General features: G+C 67.4%; 16 protein-coding genes. 7 read left to right on the plus strand and 9 right to left on the minus strand.

Features of this window, described 5'->3' with window-relative positions; genetic code table 11:
* Window positions 1-5: 5 nt before the first annotated feature.
* The 6 genes from AAYO93_RS10635 to ligD form a co-directional block, all read right to left on the minus strand.
* Window positions 6-2,015 carry a cell wall-binding repeat-containing protein gene (locus tag AAYO93_RS10635; protein WP_345761157.1) on the minus strand — a complete coding sequence of 670 codons (2,010 nt, stop codon included), beginning with the start codon at window positions 2,013-2,015 and terminating at the stop codon, window positions 6-8.
* A 160-nt stretch (window positions 2,016-2,175) separates the two neighbouring features.
* On the minus strand, window positions 2,176-4,137 hold the full coding sequence (locus AAYO93_RS10640; protein WP_345761158.1) for a cell wall-binding repeat-containing protein: 1,962 nt from the start codon (window positions 4,135-4,137) through the stop codon (window positions 2,176-2,178).
* A gap of 241 nt (window positions 4,138-4,378) precedes the next feature.
* A complete protein-coding gene (locus AAYO93_RS10645; RefSeq protein WP_345761159.1) occupies window positions 4,379-4,894 on the minus strand; it encodes a hypothetical protein in 516 nt (171 codons plus the stop codon).
* Window positions 4,895-4,952: 58 nt separating this feature from the next.
* Window positions 4,953-5,318: a TfoX/Sxy family protein gene (locus AAYO93_RS10650; protein ID WP_345761160.1), complete on the minus strand. Its 366-nt coding sequence runs from the start codon at window positions 5,316-5,318 to the stop codon at window positions 4,953-4,955.
* A 1-nt stretch (window position 5,319) separates the two neighbouring features.
* Window positions 5,320-5,727, minus strand: a complete 408-nt coding sequence (locus AAYO93_RS10655) for an SRPBCC family protein (RefSeq protein ID WP_345761161.1) — start codon at window positions 5,725-5,727, stop codon at window positions 5,320-5,322.
* A gap of 34 nt (window positions 5,728-5,761) precedes the next feature.
* On the minus strand, window positions 5,762-6,784 hold the full coding sequence (gene ligD, locus AAYO93_RS10660; protein WP_345761162.1) for a non-homologous end-joining DNA ligase: 1,023 nt from the start codon (window positions 6,782-6,784) through the stop codon (window positions 5,762-5,764).
* 102 nt (window positions 6,785-6,886) lie between these two features.
* Between ligD and AAYO93_RS10665 the strand changes: the two genes are divergently transcribed.
* The 3 genes from AAYO93_RS10665 to AAYO93_RS10675 all read left to right on the plus strand — a co-directional run bounded on the left by AAYO93_RS10665 (window position 6,887) and on the right by AAYO93_RS10675 (window position 10,595).
* Window positions 6,887-7,564, plus strand: a complete 678-nt coding sequence (locus AAYO93_RS10665; protein ID WP_345761163.1) for an endonuclease/exonuclease/phosphatase family protein — start codon at window positions 6,887-6,889, stop codon at window positions 7,562-7,564.
* A 128-nt stretch (window positions 7,565-7,692) separates the two neighbouring features.
* On the plus strand, window positions 7,693-9,144 hold the full coding sequence (locus AAYO93_RS10670) for a lipase maturation factor family protein (protein ID WP_345764864.1): 1,452 nt from the start codon (window positions 7,693-7,695) through the stop codon (window positions 9,142-9,144).
* Complete coding sequence (locus AAYO93_RS10675; RefSeq protein WP_345761164.1) at window positions 9,141-10,595, plus strand: phytoene desaturase family protein; 1,455 nt, start codon at window positions 9,141-9,143, stop codon at window positions 10,593-10,595. Before AAYO93_RS10670 ends, AAYO93_RS10675 begins: the two co-directional genes overlap by 4 nt.
* Window positions 10,596-10,720: 125 nt before the next feature.
* On the opposite strand, the gene AAYO93_RS10680 is transcribed toward AAYO93_RS10675, so the two are convergent.
* Both AAYO93_RS10680 and AAYO93_RS10685 read right to left on the minus strand, forming a co-directional pair.
* Window positions 10,721-10,936, minus strand: coding sequence for an SCO4848 family membrane protein (locus AAYO93_RS10680; protein WP_345761165.1), 216 nt, complete (start codon window positions 10,934-10,936; stop codon window positions 10,721-10,723).
* Between the two features lie 26 nt (window positions 10,937-10,962).
* Window positions 10,963-11,592 (minus strand): hypothetical protein, encoded by a 630-nt coding sequence (locus AAYO93_RS10685; protein ID WP_345761166.1) that lies wholly within the window; start codon window positions 11,590-11,592, stop codon window positions 10,963-10,965.
* A gap of 91 nt (window positions 11,593-11,683) precedes the next feature.
* Between AAYO93_RS10685 and AAYO93_RS10690 the strand changes: the two genes are divergently transcribed.
* The 3 genes from AAYO93_RS10690 to AAYO93_RS10700 all read left to right on the plus strand — a co-directional run bounded on the left by AAYO93_RS10690 (window position 11,684) and on the right by AAYO93_RS10700 (window position 13,709).
* A complete protein-coding gene (locus AAYO93_RS10690) occupies window positions 11,684-12,790 on the plus strand; it encodes an FAD-dependent oxidoreductase (protein WP_345761167.1) in 1,107 nt (368 codons plus the stop codon).
* A gap of 29 nt (window positions 12,791-12,819) precedes the next feature.
* Window positions 12,820-13,338, plus strand: a complete 519-nt coding sequence (locus AAYO93_RS10695; RefSeq protein ID WP_345761168.1) for a GNAT family N-acetyltransferase — start codon at window positions 12,820-12,822, stop codon at window positions 13,336-13,338.
* Window positions 13,339-13,427: 89 nt separating this feature from the next.
* Window positions 13,428-13,709 (plus strand): hypothetical protein, encoded by a 282-nt coding sequence (locus AAYO93_RS10700; protein WP_345761169.1) that lies wholly within the window; start codon window positions 13,428-13,430, stop codon window positions 13,707-13,709.
* A 48-nt stretch (window positions 13,710-13,757) separates the two neighbouring features.
* On the opposite strand, the gene AAYO93_RS10705 is transcribed toward AAYO93_RS10700, so the two are convergent.
* Window positions 13,758-14,423: a GAP family protein gene (locus AAYO93_RS10705; RefSeq protein ID WP_345761170.1), complete on the minus strand. Its 666-nt coding sequence runs from the start codon at window positions 14,421-14,423 to the stop codon at window positions 13,758-13,760.
* A 129-nt stretch (window positions 14,424-14,552) separates the two neighbouring features.
* On the opposite strand from AAYO93_RS10705, the gene AAYO93_RS10710 reads away from it, so the two are divergent.
* Window positions 14,553-15,698, plus strand: a complete 1,146-nt coding sequence (locus tag AAYO93_RS10710) for an AI-2E family transporter (RefSeq protein ID WP_345761171.1) — start codon at window positions 14,553-14,555, stop codon at window positions 15,696-15,698.
* The last annotated feature ends 29 nt before the right edge of the window (window positions 15,699-15,727 follow it).

A 15,727-nucleotide genomic window follows, 5' to 3' on the forward strand; every position in this document is an offset into this window, starting at 1 on the left:
CCAGTTCAGCAGTTGTACATTGCGGCGACCGCGTTGTTTAGCGCTCCGGTGCCGCCGATGAGGGTGGCACGCGAGACGCCACGGCTTGCGAGGTCGTGCATCGACCCCTCCGGCACACAGCCGGGCTGAACGACGTAGAGCGGCGAATCGTTGACCGCTGCGAGGACAGCACCCGAAAGCGCATCCGCGAATTGCGTGCCGGTTGCGAAGTAGGCACCGGTGCCCGCCGTGAACGCGTCGGCGTTGATCAGCTGGGACGTGGCGTAGCGGTCACTGCCGTAGATGCGCGTCACCCGCCCGAAGTCACCCAGCTGGTTCGTAATACCGCCTGAGACGACAGTCGGGCCGCCGAGCACGGTGAACGCGTTCGCGCCGTGAGTGGTGAGGAATGCCGTCGTCGCCTGGTCGAGGGATGGATCGGTTCCGTTCACGAGAAGCACCGGGATGCCCGCGGCGCCTCCCGCAGCGGACGCCGACAGTGCATCCGGGAAGTCCTTTCCGGTCGCGACGTACACCTTCGTGAAGCTCGGGAAGGCCACGTCGATCACCTTGCGGGCGGTCTCGAACCGATCGCTGCCCGCCAATCGTGTGACCGTCGGAGCCAAAGAATGAAGCTGCTGTTCGACCGTCGTCGAGATGGCACCCGTTCCACCGACGATGTAGATCGTCGACGGTTGCAGACTCTGGATCTCCGCCTGGACGCTGGCAGGGAGACTGTCGGGATCCGTGAGGAGAAGGGGGCCGCCGAGTTGCGCAGCCGGCGCCGCGGCGGCCAGTGCATCCGCGAAGCCCGTGCCGGTCGCTACGAAGACAACGGGCGCGACGGTCGGGAACGCCGTCTTCGCCACCTCGACCGAGGTGAGGTAACGATCGGCTCCCGAGACGCGGCTGACCGTCGGGTTCCAGCGAGCCGATTTCACGTCGAAGGAAGCAACCATTCCTGGATATGGGTTGGTGAAGCCGTCGATGTCGACCCATGCTCGTTCGCCATCCGGAGTGAAGGCGATATTCGCCATGCCACCCACACTCAGCGGGAAACGTTCGACGACCGTCTCCGTGGCGACATCGATCACTGCGACGTTCGCGCCGTTGGTGTTGAGAACCCAGGCTTGCGCGCCATCCGGGGAGATCCTGATGGCAGCCGGACCGACCCCGACGTGGGAGATGGTCGAGGTGACCGTGTTCGTTGCGGTCGACACCACCGACACCGAACCGGAGAGGGTTCCGTCCCCGAAGTTCGTCGCGAACAGGGCGGACCCGTCGGGAGTGATGGCGATTCCCTTCGGCGAGATTCCGAGAGGGATCGTGGCGGTCACCGCACTCGTAGCGACATCGATGACCGAAATCGCGCCGGTGCCCGTGCCATTTCCGGTGCACAGGACGTAGGCGCGCGAGCTGTCAGGGCTGAACACGAGATCGGAGGGGGCCCGGCACACCGTGATGTAGGTGAGAACGGTGCGTGTGGCCGGATCGACGACGACCACGCTGCCGTTGGGGGTGCCCAGTTGTGGCTCGGTTGCGTAGACCTTGGATCCATCCGGGGTGAAGGCGACATTCCAGAGCGGGTCGGTCCCCGTTATCGTGTCGAGTTTTTTGTAGTTCACGAGGTCGACGACAGTCAGCCCACCCGAGTTGAATGGACCGCTCTGGTAGGTCGCGTAAGCCTGGGTTCCGTCCGGGCTGATGGCGACTCCGTTCGCCCCCACCCCATCGAGGTCGACCCGCCACTTCCACACATGCGTGGCGGCGTCGTACTTCGTGAGGGTGCCGTACTTGTAAAGCGGATCGTCATTGACGATGACCGCCGTCGAGCCGTCCGGTGTGAAGGCTACGCCTCGCGGGTTGTTCCAGACGTGGAACCTGTCGGCCCTGTAGGAGTCGGTGGCGGATGCGGGGGCCGAGACCGCCAGTCCCACGAGCGCGAGTGCAACAACGAAGAGAACTGCGACAGGCCCGCTCGCGCGACCGGTTGGTCGCGCTGATCCGTCTTTTGGCAGGCTGGTTCGTTCGCGCATTTCCCCACGCATTTCACCCATGGCGCGAACGGTGTCCGCTGCTCTGACGCAATTATGCATGAGCGCAGTTGAATGTGAACGGGGCGGTTCACCCCCCATTCAAGGGAGTGATCCGGACCAGTCGGCCGGGGAGCCGTTTGACGACGACTCCCCGGATCCGTCAGCAGTTGTGCATGGCTGCGACGGCGTTGCTCAGCGCTCCCGTGCCGCCGATCAGGGTGATGCCCGTGACGCCACGGCCGGCGAGGTCGGTCTCCGACACATCCGGCACGCAGGTCGGGTTGACGACGTAGAGCGGCGAACCTGTCACAGCCGCGAGCACGGCGCCGGAGAGCGCGTCCGCGAACGAGGTCCCTGTCGCGAAGTAAGCCTTCGTCCCCGAGGTGAACGCGTCGGCGTTGATCAGCTGCGACGTGGTGTAACGGTCGGCGCCGTAGATGCGCGTGACCGGTCCGGATGCGCCGAGCTGGGTCGCGATGCCGGCGGAGACGACGTTCGGGCCGCCGATGACCGTGAAGGCGTTCGCTCCGTTCGCGGTCAGGAAGTCCGTCGTCGCCGAATCGAGCGTCGGCTTCGTTCCGTTCACGAGGAGCACCGGGATACCGGCAGCGCCCGCTGCAGCAGACGCGGACAGCGCATCCGGGAAGTTCATTCCGGTCGCGACATACACCTTCTGCATGGCGTGGTGGAAGGCCACGTCGATGACCTGGCGGGCCGTGTCGAACCGGTCGACGCCGGCCAGTCTGATGACGTTCGAGGCGAGCGGACGCAGCTGGTTCTCGACCGCCGCCGAGATGGCTCCCGGGCCTCCGACGATGTAGATCGTCGACGGATGCAGATTCTGGATCTCCGCCTTGGTGCCGGCGGGGAGCTTCGACGGGTCCGTCAGCAGAAGCGGGCCGTCGAGTTTCGCCGCAGGAGCGGCCGCGGCGAGCGCATCCGCGAAGCCCAGGCCCGTCGCCACGAACACGACGGGCGCGATCGTCGGGAAGGCCTTCTGCGCCACCTGGACGGACGTCTGGTACCGGTCGGTTCCCGAAACGCGGGAGACCGTCGGGTTCCAGCGGGCCGACTTCACGTCGAAGACCGCGATCGTGCCCGCGTGATTCGAGTCGTTGCCGTCGATGGCGACCCAGGCCTGCTTGCTGTCCGGGGTGAGGCCCAGCGACCACGGGCCGCCGCCAGTCACTGCGTACCGATTCACGACGGCTTTGGTTGCGACATCGATGACAGCGACGCCCGTGCCAGGGTAGTCGAGGACCCAGGCCTGGGTGCCGTCCGGAGACATGCTGATGTGATTCGGATTGACACCGACATTGGAGATCGTCGCGGTGACAGCGTTCGTCGCGGTCGACACGACCGACACGGTGCCGCTGTGCGTTCCGTCTCCGCTGTTCGTCACGAACAGCGTGGAACCGTCGGGCGTGATCGCGACGCCCGACGGCAGAACTCCCAGGGGAATCGTGGCCGTCACGGCGCTGGCTGCGACGTCGATGACCGAGAGCGTGCCCGCGTTCGTGCCGTCGCCGTCGTTGACGACATAGGCGTGCGAGCTGTCAGGACTGAAGATGACATCGAGCGGGGCCTCACCCACCGAGATGTGAGTGAGAATGGAGCGCGTCGCCGGGTCCACGACGGCCACGGAGCCTTGCGGGGTTCCGAATTGGGGCTCGACGGCGTAGACCTTCGACCCGTTGGGCGCGAAGGCGTCGTCCCAGATACGGTGAGGCCCGACGATCGTGCCGAGTTTGACATTGTGTGCCAGGTCGACAACGGTGAGCCCGCCACCCACGGTCGATGTGTCGCCCATGAATGTCGCATACGCCTGGGTTCCGTCCGGACTGATCGCGACGCCGTTGGCTCCCGGTCCGTCGACGGTGGTCGACCACAGCACGGCATGCGTTGCGGTGTCATACGTGGTGATTGCACCGAAGTACGTGTTCGGATCTGCGGTCACGACGACGGCTTTACCGCCGTCCGGCGTGAATGCCACGTCTCCCGGATTATTGCCGGCGCGGAAGGCCGGCCCGTGATACGAGTCGGTCGCAGATGCAGGTGCCGCGGCTGCCAGTGCAAGGCCGGTCAGGGCAGTGACGGAAACTGCTGCGATGAGCTTCCGCATCCCGTTCTTCCGTCGTGTGATCCGATCAGTCGACACCGTTGTTCTTTCGCGCATTTCCCCACGCATTCCACCCATGGCGCGGACGAACATCCGCTGCTCTCCCGCAATTATGCATGAACGCAGAAACGCGCAGACCGTGCGGTCACCCCCCTTTCGGGTGCACGACCTGGTCAGTCGCAGTACTCCTTCGCAGCGCCAGAACTGTCGCCGACCCGGATCGAACCGACCATGCCGGTGTCGGTCAGGTCGGAGAACGCGATCCACCTGCCGGCGCCGTTGGATATCGCGTACTCGTCCTCGTTGGAGGCCGCCGCTTTCTTCTCGATGCCCGGGAGGCAGCCATCAGCTGGGCAAGCGACGCGTCGGCTCCGATGCCCGCATCGATCTTCGGCGAGTTCTGGGCCGCCGCCGCGGCCGCATGCGGTCCCCAGAGCGCGCCCATCACCAGGATGCGCGCGACCAGTCCACCAGAATCGGGGGCGAGCGCCAGGTCAGGGCCCTCCGGTCCGTCCAGGAACCGCACAGGACACGCGGCCAGGTCGGACTTGTCCGTGAACGATGTCAGTTCGGCGGCTTCGGCAGTGATGTCACCGCCGACTTTGACCGGTCCGACACCATCGAAACCGATTACCCACGACGACGGGTCGGCCTCGTCGACGGTCGGGGTCGGGGTCGGCGACGGCTGTACGGCCGGCGCGTGAGAACTCCCCGCTTCAGGCTGCGACGGGGAAGGACCGGGTTCTGAGCAAGCCGCCATCGAGCATGCGAAAAGCGCGGCCACAACAACGGCCGCACGGACGCAGGACCGAAGCCCCTCAGGTCTTGGCGCGCGGCTTCGGGAGCTTGGGCGGCAGCTCGGAGACAGCGGCCAACGCACGCTCGATCCACGGCGTGATCAACTCCGGCGAGTCCCACCACTCCGTCGGCAACGCGACATAGCCGCCCATAGGCCGCTCAGGCGGCCCGAACGGCCCAGTCCCCTCGACTCCGGCGAGTTCGTCGCGGGTCGCGTCATCAAGCACCTTCACGCCGATCATGTCGCCGTACAACCCCGCGAACATGTTGCCGTGCACGAACGCACCGAGGTTGCCGAACATGGGCTTCACCTCGACATCCGGCGCGTCCGGCACGACGGAACGGAACAGCGCCTTCGTCTCCTCAGCAGGCTTCGGAATGTGCATGTCAGGCGCCCATCGCCTTCGGCACGTTGTGGATGTTCGCGGCCTCGATCCCGACCTGCTTGGCGATCATCCCCTTCACCAGGACCATCGCCCCCGTGGGTGTGACATCGATCGTGAACGTGACCTCGGTGGTCCCCGGCACGATCTCCCGCAGCACGAACGAGCCGACCGGGCGGGCGGGACCGGCGATCGTCTCGAAGTCGATTCGCGTCGGAGACTCGTAGCGGGTGATGCGGTAGTCGCCCTTGATCGCGCGGCCGCCCGGTCCTTTCATCGTCTGCGCATACGTGGTCCCGACGCCGGGCCCGGTGTCCGCGACGAGCGTGATGGAGACGACGTCGGGCCGCCATTTCTGCTCGTTCAGGCCGTCCGCCAGAAACGCGAACACGTCAGCGATCGGCCGGTTCACGGTCACAGTCTCTGATGCGTGTGCCATCGGGCCCTCACGCTTCCTTGCGTGCCCGGCTCGGCTGCACACGCGGTGGCTCGCCGGGCATCTTGGGATAGTCGGGCGGGAACGGAAGCTCGCCGAGACCGTTCTCGAGGTCGCGGGCCCACCATCCCAGCAGCTGGTCGATGGAGCCGGGCTTCGCGCTGAAATCGGCCCACGGGTCGCCGACGGTCTTCAGGCGCTCCGGCACGGTGAGCACGGTGAACGTCTTCGGATCCGTGGTCTCGAGCTCCTCCCAGCTGATCGGGGTCGAGACCGGGGCGTGCGCGAGGGCTCGCGGGCTGTAAGCGCCGGCGATCGTCCGGTCACGGTTCGCCTGGTTGAAGTCCACGAAGATGCGCTCACCGCGTTCTTCCTTCCACCACGCGGTCGTCACCTTCTCGGGCATCCGCCGTTCGAGCTCACGCGCGGCCGCGATGACTGCGTGACGCACATCCAGGAACTCACGGACGGGCTCGACGGGGGCGAAGACATGCAGGCCGCGGTTGCCCGAGGTCTTGATGAACGCGTCGAGCCCCGCCTCTGCGAGGACCTTCCGCAATTCGATGGCGGCAGGGATCGCGTCGTCGAAATCCGTGCCCGGCTGCGGGTCCAGGTCGATGCGCAGCTGGTCGGGGTTGTCCGAATCCTCAGCCCTGGACGGCCACGGATGGAAGACGATCGTGTTCATCTGCACTGCCCACACCGCCGCCGCCGGTTCGTCGATGATGAGCTGCGGATGCGACCGGGCGCTCGGGTAGATCACCATCACCGAGCGCACGTAGTCTGGTGCGCCCTTCGGCGGATTCTTGGAGAAGAACTGCTCGCCGTCGATGCCCTCCGGGAACCGCTGGAGCGAAAGCGGCCGGTCGCCGTTCGCGGTGACGAACGCGTCGCCGACAGCGATGAGGTAGTTCGCGAGATCGAGTTTGGTGAAACCGAGGTCGGGCCAGAGCACGCGGCTCGGGCTCGAGATGCGCACCTCGCGATCGCCATGAGGACCGTTCACCGTGAGGACAACAGCTTCGCTCGCCATGCGACAACCGTACCCGCTGGGGGTTCACGAGAGAACGGTTCGCACCGCGCATCCGGGCAGTCCCATGAAATGTCAGCACAGGGGCCGTAGGCTGGCACGGTCATGAGGATCATCAGCTACAACCTGCGCAAACATGCCGCCGGCGGTGAACTCGCCGATCTCGCGGACGAACACGACGTCGATGTGCTGTGCCTCCAGGAGGCCGACAGCGAGGCGCTGCCCGACCGGCTCGGGCACCTCGTGCTGGCCGGCTCCACCAAGACGAACCGACTCGGGCTCGCCATCTACACGAGCGCGGAACGCTACGACATCCGCTCGACGAAAGTGTTCGCAGTGCACAAGTCGATGCACGACCGGGTGCTCGCGCCGGCCCACGAACGCCTGCTCGCCGCCCACCTCGTGGATCGCGCAACGGGTCAGGATGTGCTGGTCGGGTCGTTCCACGCGGCGCCGCTGACCGCATCCAATTCGCTGCGGCGCAAGCAGATCGCAGCCGCCCACGAAGGCATGCGGTCACTCGCGGCCGACCTGCCCGCGGTGATGGTCGGCGACTTCAACTACCCGTGGTTCATCCGCGGGCTCGAGCGTCGGCTGACGACCTCGGGTTATGAGCTCATGCGCAGCACCGAGCCGACGTATGCGCGCTACAAGTTCTTCACGGGCTACTTCGACTTCGTCACGTCGACGGGGTTCAGCATCGACCGGGTCGACGTTCTGCCGGCCGGTGCCTCCGACCACCGGCCGATCAGCCTGGCCGCGCACATCACCGCCGCCGCCTGAGCCGCCATCATTGGTTGCCAATATATTGGCAACCAATCGCGCCGCCGGGCGATCTTTTGGCAACCAATCCCACTCTCGACCGTGCGCGCCCGACGGCGTACGGTGGAGCCGGGCCACGGGGTGAGGCGATGGACTGGCTGGCTGCGAGCGACTACTGGTTGGCACGTGAGGTGCTCCAGCGCGGAACTGCGGCGATCTATCTGGTCGCGTTCGTCTCCGCGGTCAACCAGTTCCCGGCGCTCCTCGGCGTTCGCGGACTCCTTCCGGCGCCCGAGTTCCTGAAGACGAGCTACGCCCGCCGCCAGCCCACGCTCTTCCGCTGGCGGTACTCCGACGGCCTGCTCCTCACCGTCGCGTGGTCGGGCGCCGCGGTCTCCGCACTGCTGGTGCTGGGCATCCCCCAGCTCGCACCCGGCTGGGTCCCGCTCATCCTGTTCCTGCTGATCTGGCTCGCCTACCTGTCGATCGTGAACATCGGCCAGACCTTCTACGCCTTCGGCTGGGAGAGCCTGCTGCTCGAGGCCGGGTTCACGGTCGCGTTCCTCGGCGGAAGCCAGGAAGCCCCGCCGATCACGATGATCGTGCTGGTGCGCTGGCTGGTCTTCCGCCTCGAGTTCGGCGCCGGGATGATCAAGATGCGCGGCGACCGGTCATGGCGGGACCTGACCGCGCTCTACTATCACCACGAGACGCAGCCGATGCCCAATCCGGTCAGCCGGTACGCGCACCTGCTGCCGAAGTGGTTCCACCGGTTCGAAGTGCTCGGCAACCATTTCGCCCAGCTGATCGTGCCGTTCTTCCTGTTCGCGCCGCAGCCGGTCGCCTCCATCGCTGCGGCGATCGTGATCCTCACCCAGCTCTGGCTCGTGTTCACCGGCAACTTCGCGTGGCTGAACGTGATCACGATCGTCCTGGCGTTCTCGGCGATCAGTAATCCGGTGGCGCACGCCGTGCTGCCGGTCATCCCGGTGACCGGGCCCTCGGATGCGATGCCGCCCTGGTTCGCGTTCCTCGCGCTCACCGCATCCGCACTGCTGATCGCGCTCAGCTGGTGGCCGGCCGCCAATCTGCTGTCGCGCCATCAGCTGATGAACGCCAGTTTCAACCGCTGGCATCTCGTCAACGCGTACGGCGCGTTCGGCAGCGTCACCAAGGAACGCTACGAGGTCGTCGTCGAGGGGACGAGCGCCGACCAGCCGATCGCTACGGCGGACTGGCTGGCTTACGAGTTCAAGGGCAAACCGGGCGACCCGCGCAGGATCCCGCGACAATTCGCCCCGTATCACCTGCGTCTCGACTGGCTCATGTGGTTCCTCGCGCTCGGTTCGCGCGACACGCGCTGGTTCCTGGCGTTCCTCACTCGACTGCTCGAAGCCGACAGTCGAACCTTGAAACTGCTGCGCGTCGACCCGTTCGGGGGAACGCCGCCGAACTGGGTCCGGGCCAGACTGTACCTGTACCGTTTCGCAACACGGCGCGAACGGCGGGATGAAGGAGTGTGGTGGATGCGCGAAGAGGCTGGGATACTCGTCCCCCCGATCTCGCGGTCCACGCAGGCCCGCCGCGGGTACGGGCGATGATCGACGCGACCGTCGTCGGCAGCGGGCCGAACGGCCTGGCAGCAGCCGTCACGCTCGCCCGGGCGGGCCTCGAGGTCGTGCTCGTGGAGCGCGCGCCGACCGTCGGAGGCGGGATGCGCACCGCCGAGCTGACCCTGCCCGGCTTCCGCCACGACGTCTGCTCGGCCGTGCACCCGGCCGCGCTCGCCTCGCCGTTCTTCCGTGCGTTCGGCCTGACCGAGCGCGTGCCGTTCGTCATCCCGTCGGCCTCCTATGCGCATCCCCTCGACCGCGGTGTCGCGGGGATCGCCTGGCACGACCTCGACCGCACCGTCGAAGACCTCGGCCGCGACGGGAACGCCTGGCGCTCCCTGTTCGGCCCGCTGGTGGACCGCATCGCGTCGGTCACCGACTTCACCGGATCGCAGCTTTTGCGCATCCCGCCGCATCCGTTCGACGCACTCGTGTTCGGGTTGCGCGTGCTCGAACAGGGGACGCCCGCCTGGAACGAACGGTTCAGGGAGCGGATCGCGCCCGCGATGCTGAGCGGCGTATCCGCCCATGCGATCGTGGCGCAGCCGTCACTCGCCGCCGCCGGCACCGGACTGCTGCTCGGAGCCCACGCCCACGCGGCCGGCTGGGGGTTCCCGGTCGGAGGTTCGCAGGCGATCGCGGATGCGCTGGCCGACGACCTGCGCGCCCACGGCGGACGCATCGTGCTCGACACCGACGTGGGCAGCCCCGCCGACCTCGAACCGTCGCGCGTCACCCTTCTCGACACGTCGCCCGAGTTCCTCGCGGGTTTCGCCGGCGACCGCCTGCCCGCCGGCTACCAGCGGGCGCTGCGACGCTTCCCCCGCGGCCCCGGTGTCGCGAAAGTCGACTTCGCCCTGTCCGAACCGGTTCCGTGGACGAATCCGGATGTCGCGCTCGCGCCCACCGTGCACCTCGGTGGCTCGCGGGGGGCCATCGCCCGCTCGGAACGCGAGGTACTGCACGGGCGCATCCCGTCATCCCCGTTCGTGCTGGTCACGCAGCCGAGCATCCTCGACGACACGCGGGCGCCCGCCGGAAAGCACACCCTGTGGGCGTACGTGCACGTGCCGGCCGGGTCGATCTACGACCCGACGGAGGCGATCACGCGCCAGGTCGAACGCGTCGCCCCCGGATTCCGCGACACCATCCTGGCCAGCTCGACGATGACGGCGCGCGACGTCGAAGCCAACAACCCGAACGACGTGGGCGGCGAGATCATGGGCGGCGCGATGAGCGTCTACCGGCTGGTCGACCGGCCGGTGCTCTCGCCGACGCCGTGGGAGACGCCGGTCGACGGACTGTACCTGTGCTCGGCGTCGACCCCGCCCGGGCCGTCGGTCCAGGGGATGAACGGGTGGTACGCGGCTCGGCTGGCCGCCCGCAAGCACTTCGGCGTCGAGGTGGGGTTCGACGACCTGCGGCCGGACGGACGCTGAGCGAGGGGGGCTCCCGCGGGCCATACGCGCTTCCGCCAATCGCACTCGTTCGGATCGAGCGCACTCGTACGTACGCGCGCGCTCGGACAGAAGACGTGCGCGAGACAGCACACCCCGCGCGCAGCCTAGGCGACGAGCAGCAGCACTCCGGCGACGAGGGAGGCCAGCGCGATCAGCAGAGCGATCCAGAGCAGAACCGCGTGCACCCGCAGGAACCGCGTCGGCCGGCCGCCCGCATCCCGTACCCGTGGGTCGGCCGCGACGCGCTTGTAGAAGCGCGGCCAGGCGATGACGTTGAAGAGGGCGTTGACGAAGAGCACGATGGCGGCGAAGACGGTCATGGTCCGTCCAGCCTACGAGAGCCCGCTCAGAAGCCGCCGTACCCGCTGTGCTCCTCCTCCAGCCGGGCCAGGTCGCGCCGGATGAACAGGTTGAGCCGCGCCGGCCGCTCCCTCTCGTAGTCCTCCTTGGTCGCCTCAACGCCCGAGAACGCATCGAGCGAGGCTTCGATCGCCGAACCGATCTCGACCCAGGCGTCCTTCCTGGCCGTCTCGATGAGCTCGGCGAGAGCGTCCTCGTCGTCGGCCCGGCGTCGCAACGCGTTCGCCAGCTCTTCGGCGACCCGCTCCCGGCGGCGCAGGTTGACGTTGTCGATCGCCCGATAGTCGTGGATGTGCTCGCCCTGGCCGTCGAGGGCGAGAGCCAACTCGCGTTCCTCGGCGATGCGCGCACCGCCCGCATCCGATTCGTCGGCGAGCTCGCGAAGCGCTGCGGCGGCGACCGGAAGGTAGCGTGCGGTGTCGAAACCGGACTCGGTGCGGATGGCGTCGACGACGATCCGGTTCTTGACCGACATGCGCGCCGAATACTCCGCGATCATCAGGCCTTCTTCGAGCGCGTGATCGAGTGTCGACGGCACCGGGGACTCGAGCTCCGACTCATTGAACGGGCGCATGACGGGCGTCGCAGGCGTGCGTCGGCGTCTGAACCAGCGCATCCATTCCCCTCCGTCGCAGCTCCTCACACCATTGTCGCCGGTCGCCCTGCGAGGATGGAAAACATGTGCACAGGACGACACGGAACGCCGTATGACCCGCACCGCTGAAGTGGTCGTCGTCGGCGGGGGCGCCATGGGTTCGGCGACCGCCTGGCAGCTGGCCCGGCGCGGTCACGACGTGGTACTGCTCGAGCGGTTCTCGCCCGGGCACACGAACGGCGCCTCCCACGGCGCATCGCGCAACTTCAATGTCTCGTACGACCGGCGTGCCTACCTGGAGATGCTGGTCGAGGCGCTCCCGCTCTGGTGGGACCTCGAAGCCGAGACGGATGCGCACCTGCTGGACCTCGTCGGCATCGTCAATCTCGGCGGCGGCTCGCTCGCAGGCACACGCGACGCGCTGCACGCCGTCGGGATCCCCGGCGAGGTGTTGCCCGCGGCAGAGGCCCGCACGCGCTGGGCGGGCATCCGTTTCGAGTCCGAGGTGCTGTACACGCCGGAGGCCGGCCGGCTGAACGCCGACGCAGCCGTATCCGCTCTCCAGCAGGCAGCATCCGCTCGCGGCGCCGACGTGCGCCATGAGGTCAGGGCGACGCGGGTCGACGTGATCGGCGACGACCGGGTGCGCGTGACCACGGATGGCGAGACCATCGAGGCGAGGCGCGCGGTGGTGACCGTCGGCGCCTGGACGTCGAAGCTCCTCGGTGGCACGGTGCCGCTCCCCCGACTGGTCGTCACACAGGAACAACCGGCCCATTTCGCCGTCACCGATCCGGGCGCGGTATGGCCCGGTTTCAATCACTGGCCGTCAGGCGGCGACGAGTGGTGGCCATCGCAGATCTATGGGATGCTCACACCCGGGCATGGTGTCAAAGCGGGCTGGCACGGTGTCGGTCCTGTCACCGACCCGGATGCGCGGACCTTCCGTTCCGAGCCGCGCCAGCTCGAGCTGCTGAGACGGTACGTTCGCGAATGGCTCCCCGGCGCCAACCCTGACAGTTTCACGGAGATCAGCTGCACGTACACCACGACACCGGACTCGGATTTCGTTCTCGACCGCGTCGGGCCTATCGTCGTCGGGGCAGGATTCAGCGGCCACGGCTTCAAGTTCACTCCCTCAGTCGGCCGCATCCTCGCCGACCTCGCGCTGCGCGGAACGCCGGCGCACCCCGACTTCGCACTCGCACGGTTCTCATGATCGTGCCGCCCGCCCCGAACGGAGACCCCATGACCGAGACGACGATCGAGCGCGCCGAGCGGCCGGCGACGGAGGCGACCATCGTGCGTGTCGACTGGCACGATGAACGCGCGGTCGCACTGCGTGCGGCCATGGACGAGGAGATCTCGCCGCGCTACGCCGACCTCGCCGAGATCGCGGATACCGAGCGCGCCGCCGAGGTGGCCGCAGCGTTCGCGATCGACCCGGGTGACATCATCGTCACCTACCTCGTGCTCGATGGCGACACACCGGTCGCCCACGCCGCCCTGCGGTCGCTCCGCGGCGAGTGGGAGCTGAAACGCCTTGTGACGCTACCCGACTTCCGAGGACGTGGGTTGAGCCGCGCGCTGATCGCGGCCGTCGAGGACGACGTGGCGAGCCGCGGCGGGCGCCGGCTGATCCTGCAGACCGGCAACCGCCAGCCGGAAGCGGTACGGCTGTACGAGGGGCTCGGCTTCACGCGCATCCCGGTGTACGAGCCGTATCTCGCGATCACCGAATCGCTCTGCTTCGAGCGCATCCTCTAGCCACGCGAGCGGCGAGGGGGCCCGCGGGGCGAAACACTGGGTCACATGCCTCGCGCCGAAGCACCCCGATCGGCTAAGACCGTAAGACCATGTCTCGCATCTTCACCAGTAAGACGAACCCCGGCCGCGCGCGCTGGGAGCTCACTGTCAGCCCGGCCGGGGACGTGTACGCCTTTCCGCTGACGCTGCCCATCGCCGACCGGCAGGTGCTCGGCGGACACTCACGCTACCTCGTCGGCCACCTGGTCGAGCATGACGGCACCTGGACCGCGACGGCTGCGTACGGGCTCATCCTGGGCACGACCTTTCGCCACCGGCAGTCGGCGCTCGCCGCGATCGCCGACGAGGCCGAGCTGCGGCCCGTCTCGTAGGCGCTGCGCCGCCCCGCGCATCCGGTCGGTGCCGTCACGCGCATCCGATCAGAGCCGGGTCAGGCCGTCCGCGATGACGACGAAGCCGACGAGCACGAGGATCAGCGCCGAGACGATCCTGTTGTTGGCCTCGAGCCATTTGCGCGCATTCACCAGAGGGATCTCTGTGCGACGCGGCGCCACCAGTCGCGCGATGATCGGAATGGCGACGGTCGATGCCGCGACCAGCGTGTAGATCAGGACGACCACCGCCACTTCGCCCGGCGAAAGTCCGTCGCCCCGAAGCGAGAGACCGGCCGCCGCACTCAGCAGGATCGCCTTCGGGCGCACATTGAGCAGCAGCGCGAAGCCGAGAGACGACCAGGGCCCGAACGAGCTCACTGCCTCCAGCCACCGGGGCACGCCCGACGCCGGGTTGCGCCGCCCCCGCGTCCAGTTGAAGACGGAGAGCGCTATGAGCGCGACCCCGATCACGATGAGGGCGCTTCCGAGGGCCACCTGCGACTGCCTCGGCACTGTGCCCGGCACGGCCTGTGCGATCCAGGTCAGAACGACGAGCACGAGTGCTATCCCGAGGATCCAGCCGATCAGGAACGGGATGGAGGACCGGTTCCGGTTCTTGGAGAGCAGGATGAGGATGGTCGCCATGATCGGGATGGAGCTGAGTGCGAATGCGACCGCGAGCGGCAGCACATGCCCCACAGCTGCCAGCATCGTTCCCCGCCCCACTTTCCGGATAGCGCGCGGGCGCCCCTCCGTGAAAGATAGTGCGCACACCGTGCTCGTCCACATCACCCCGTTGGGATGATGTACCCGACTGCGTCGAACCCTAGCGTAAGGCCCATGAGCGGCACTCCAGGTTTTCCCAGGGGCACGAACATCCTCGTCGCCCTCGGCGCCGCGACGCTGACCGCGATCGGCATCAGCTCGATCAAAGGCATCCTCGCGCCTGTGCTGCTCACCCTCATCCTGACGATCTGCGCCAACCCGGTTCGGACCGGATTGCTGAAACGCGGAGTGCCCGGTGGACTCGCGACTGGATCCGTCATCCTCGTCGTCTTCGGACTGCTCGCCGGCTTCACCTACACGCTCATCCTGGCCACAGCCCAGTTCGTGGCCATGCTGCCCAGCTATTCGAAGCAGTTCGAGCAGATCGGCGCAAGCATCGGGGCATGGCTGACCAGCATCGGGGTCGGCCCCGACCAGGTGCAGGCGGTCGAGAAGGGACTCACGCCGAGCAATCTCGGACACATCATCTCGAGTGCGCTGGGCAGTGTGGTCAGCATCACGGGGGCACTCGTGATCATCCTGACCATGATGATCCTGATGGCAGCGGACGCTGCGTACGCGCGGACGATCCTCCACCAGCTGGGTACGCGCAACCCCGACCTGGTGACCTCTTTCACCGACTATGCGTCGAATGTGCGCCGCTACATGGTGGTGACGACGGTTCTCGGTGTCGTACAGGGCACGCTGAACGCGATCGCCCTCTACATCCTGCACGTGCCGGCCGCACTGCTCTGGGGCCTCCTGGCCTTCCTCTGCAGCTTCATTCCTAACATCGGCTACTTCTTCGCGCTGATCCCGCCGCTCGTCTTCGGTTTCCTCGTCGGCGGGTGGCCGACCGTCATCGCAGTCATCATCGTCTACGGCGTCATCAACGCGGTGGTGCAGTCGATCATCCAGCCTCGCGTCGTCGGGCACGCCGTCTCGCTCAGCCAGACCATCACGTTCTTCTCCGTCCTGTTCTGGGCGGTGGTGATCGGTCCGATCGGCGCGATCCTGGCCATCCCGCTGACCCTGCTCGGCAAGGCGATCCTCATCGACTCGAACCCCGCGGCGCACTGGTGGCGTCCGGCACTCGGGCCGACGACCGAGACGCGCGACCTCCAGAAGGCGGAGGAGGCCGAAGCCAAGCACGACCGCAAGGACCGGCGCGACGCGAAGAAGCACCCGTCGCAGACCGAGCCCACGCCGACCGACGCCTAGCCTGCGGTCGCGAGCACAGGAAAAAGCGG

The organism is Diaminobutyricibacter sp. McL0608 (genome assembly GCF_039613825.1).
Taxonomy (GTDB): Bacteria; Actinomycetota; Actinomycetes; order Actinomycetales; family Microbacteriaceae; genus Diaminobutyricibacter.

Coding starts and splice junctions, on each gene's coding strand:
- AAYO93_RS10635 (WP_345761157.1), bottom strand. CDS start 2,015: ATGCGCGAACGAACCAGCCTGCCAAAAGACGGATCAGCGCGACCAACC.
- AAYO93_RS10640 (WP_345761158.1), bottom strand. CDS start 4,137: ATGCGGAAGCTCATCGCAGCAGTTTCCGTCACTGCCCTGACCGGCCTT.
- AAYO93_RS10645 (WP_345761159.1), bottom strand. CDS start 4,894: ATGGCGGCTTGCTCAGAACCCGGTCCTTCCCCGTCGCAGCCTGAAGCG.
- AAYO93_RS10650 (WP_345761160.1), bottom strand. CDS start 5,318: ATGCACATTCCGAAGCCTGCTGAGGAGACGAAGGCGCTGTTCCGTTCC.
- ligD (WP_345761162.1), bottom strand. CDS start 6,784: ATGGCGAGCGAAGCTGTTGTCCTCACGGTGAACGGTCCTCATGGCGAT.
- AAYO93_RS10665 (WP_345761163.1), top strand. CDS start 6,887: ATGAGGATCATCAGCTACAACCTGCGCAAACATGCCGCCGGCGGTGAA.
- AAYO93_RS10670 (WP_345764864.1), top strand. CDS start 7,693: ATGGACTGGCTGGCTGCGAGCGACTACTGGTTGGCACGTGAGGTGCTC.
- AAYO93_RS10675 (WP_345761164.1), top strand. CDS start 9,141: ATGATCGACGCGACCGTCGTCGGCAGCGGGCCGAACGGCCTGGCAGCA.
- AAYO93_RS10680 (WP_345761165.1), bottom strand. CDS start 10,936: ATGACCGTCTTCGCCGCCATCGTGCTCTTCGTCAACGCCCTCTTCAAC.
- AAYO93_RS10685 (WP_345761166.1), bottom strand. CDS start 11,592: ATGCGCTGGTTCAGACGCCGACGCACGCCTGCGACGCCCGTCATGCGC.
- AAYO93_RS10690 (WP_345761167.1), top strand. CDS start 11,684: ATGACCCGCACCGCTGAAGTGGTCGTCGTCGGCGGGGGCGCCATGGGT.
- AAYO93_RS10695 (WP_345761168.1), top strand. CDS start 12,820: ATGACCGAGACGACGATCGAGCGCGCCGAGCGGCCGGCGACGGAGGCG.
- AAYO93_RS10700 (WP_345761169.1), top strand. CDS start 13,428: ATGTCTCGCATCTTCACCAGTAAGACGAACCCCGGCCGCGCGCGCTGG.
- AAYO93_RS10705 (WP_345761170.1), bottom strand. CDS start 14,423: ATGCTGGCAGCTGTGGGGCATGTGCTGCCGCTCGCGGTCGCATTCGCA.
- AAYO93_RS10710 (WP_345761171.1), top strand. CDS start 14,553: ATGAGCGGCACTCCAGGTTTTCCCAGGGGCACGAACATCCTCGTCGCC.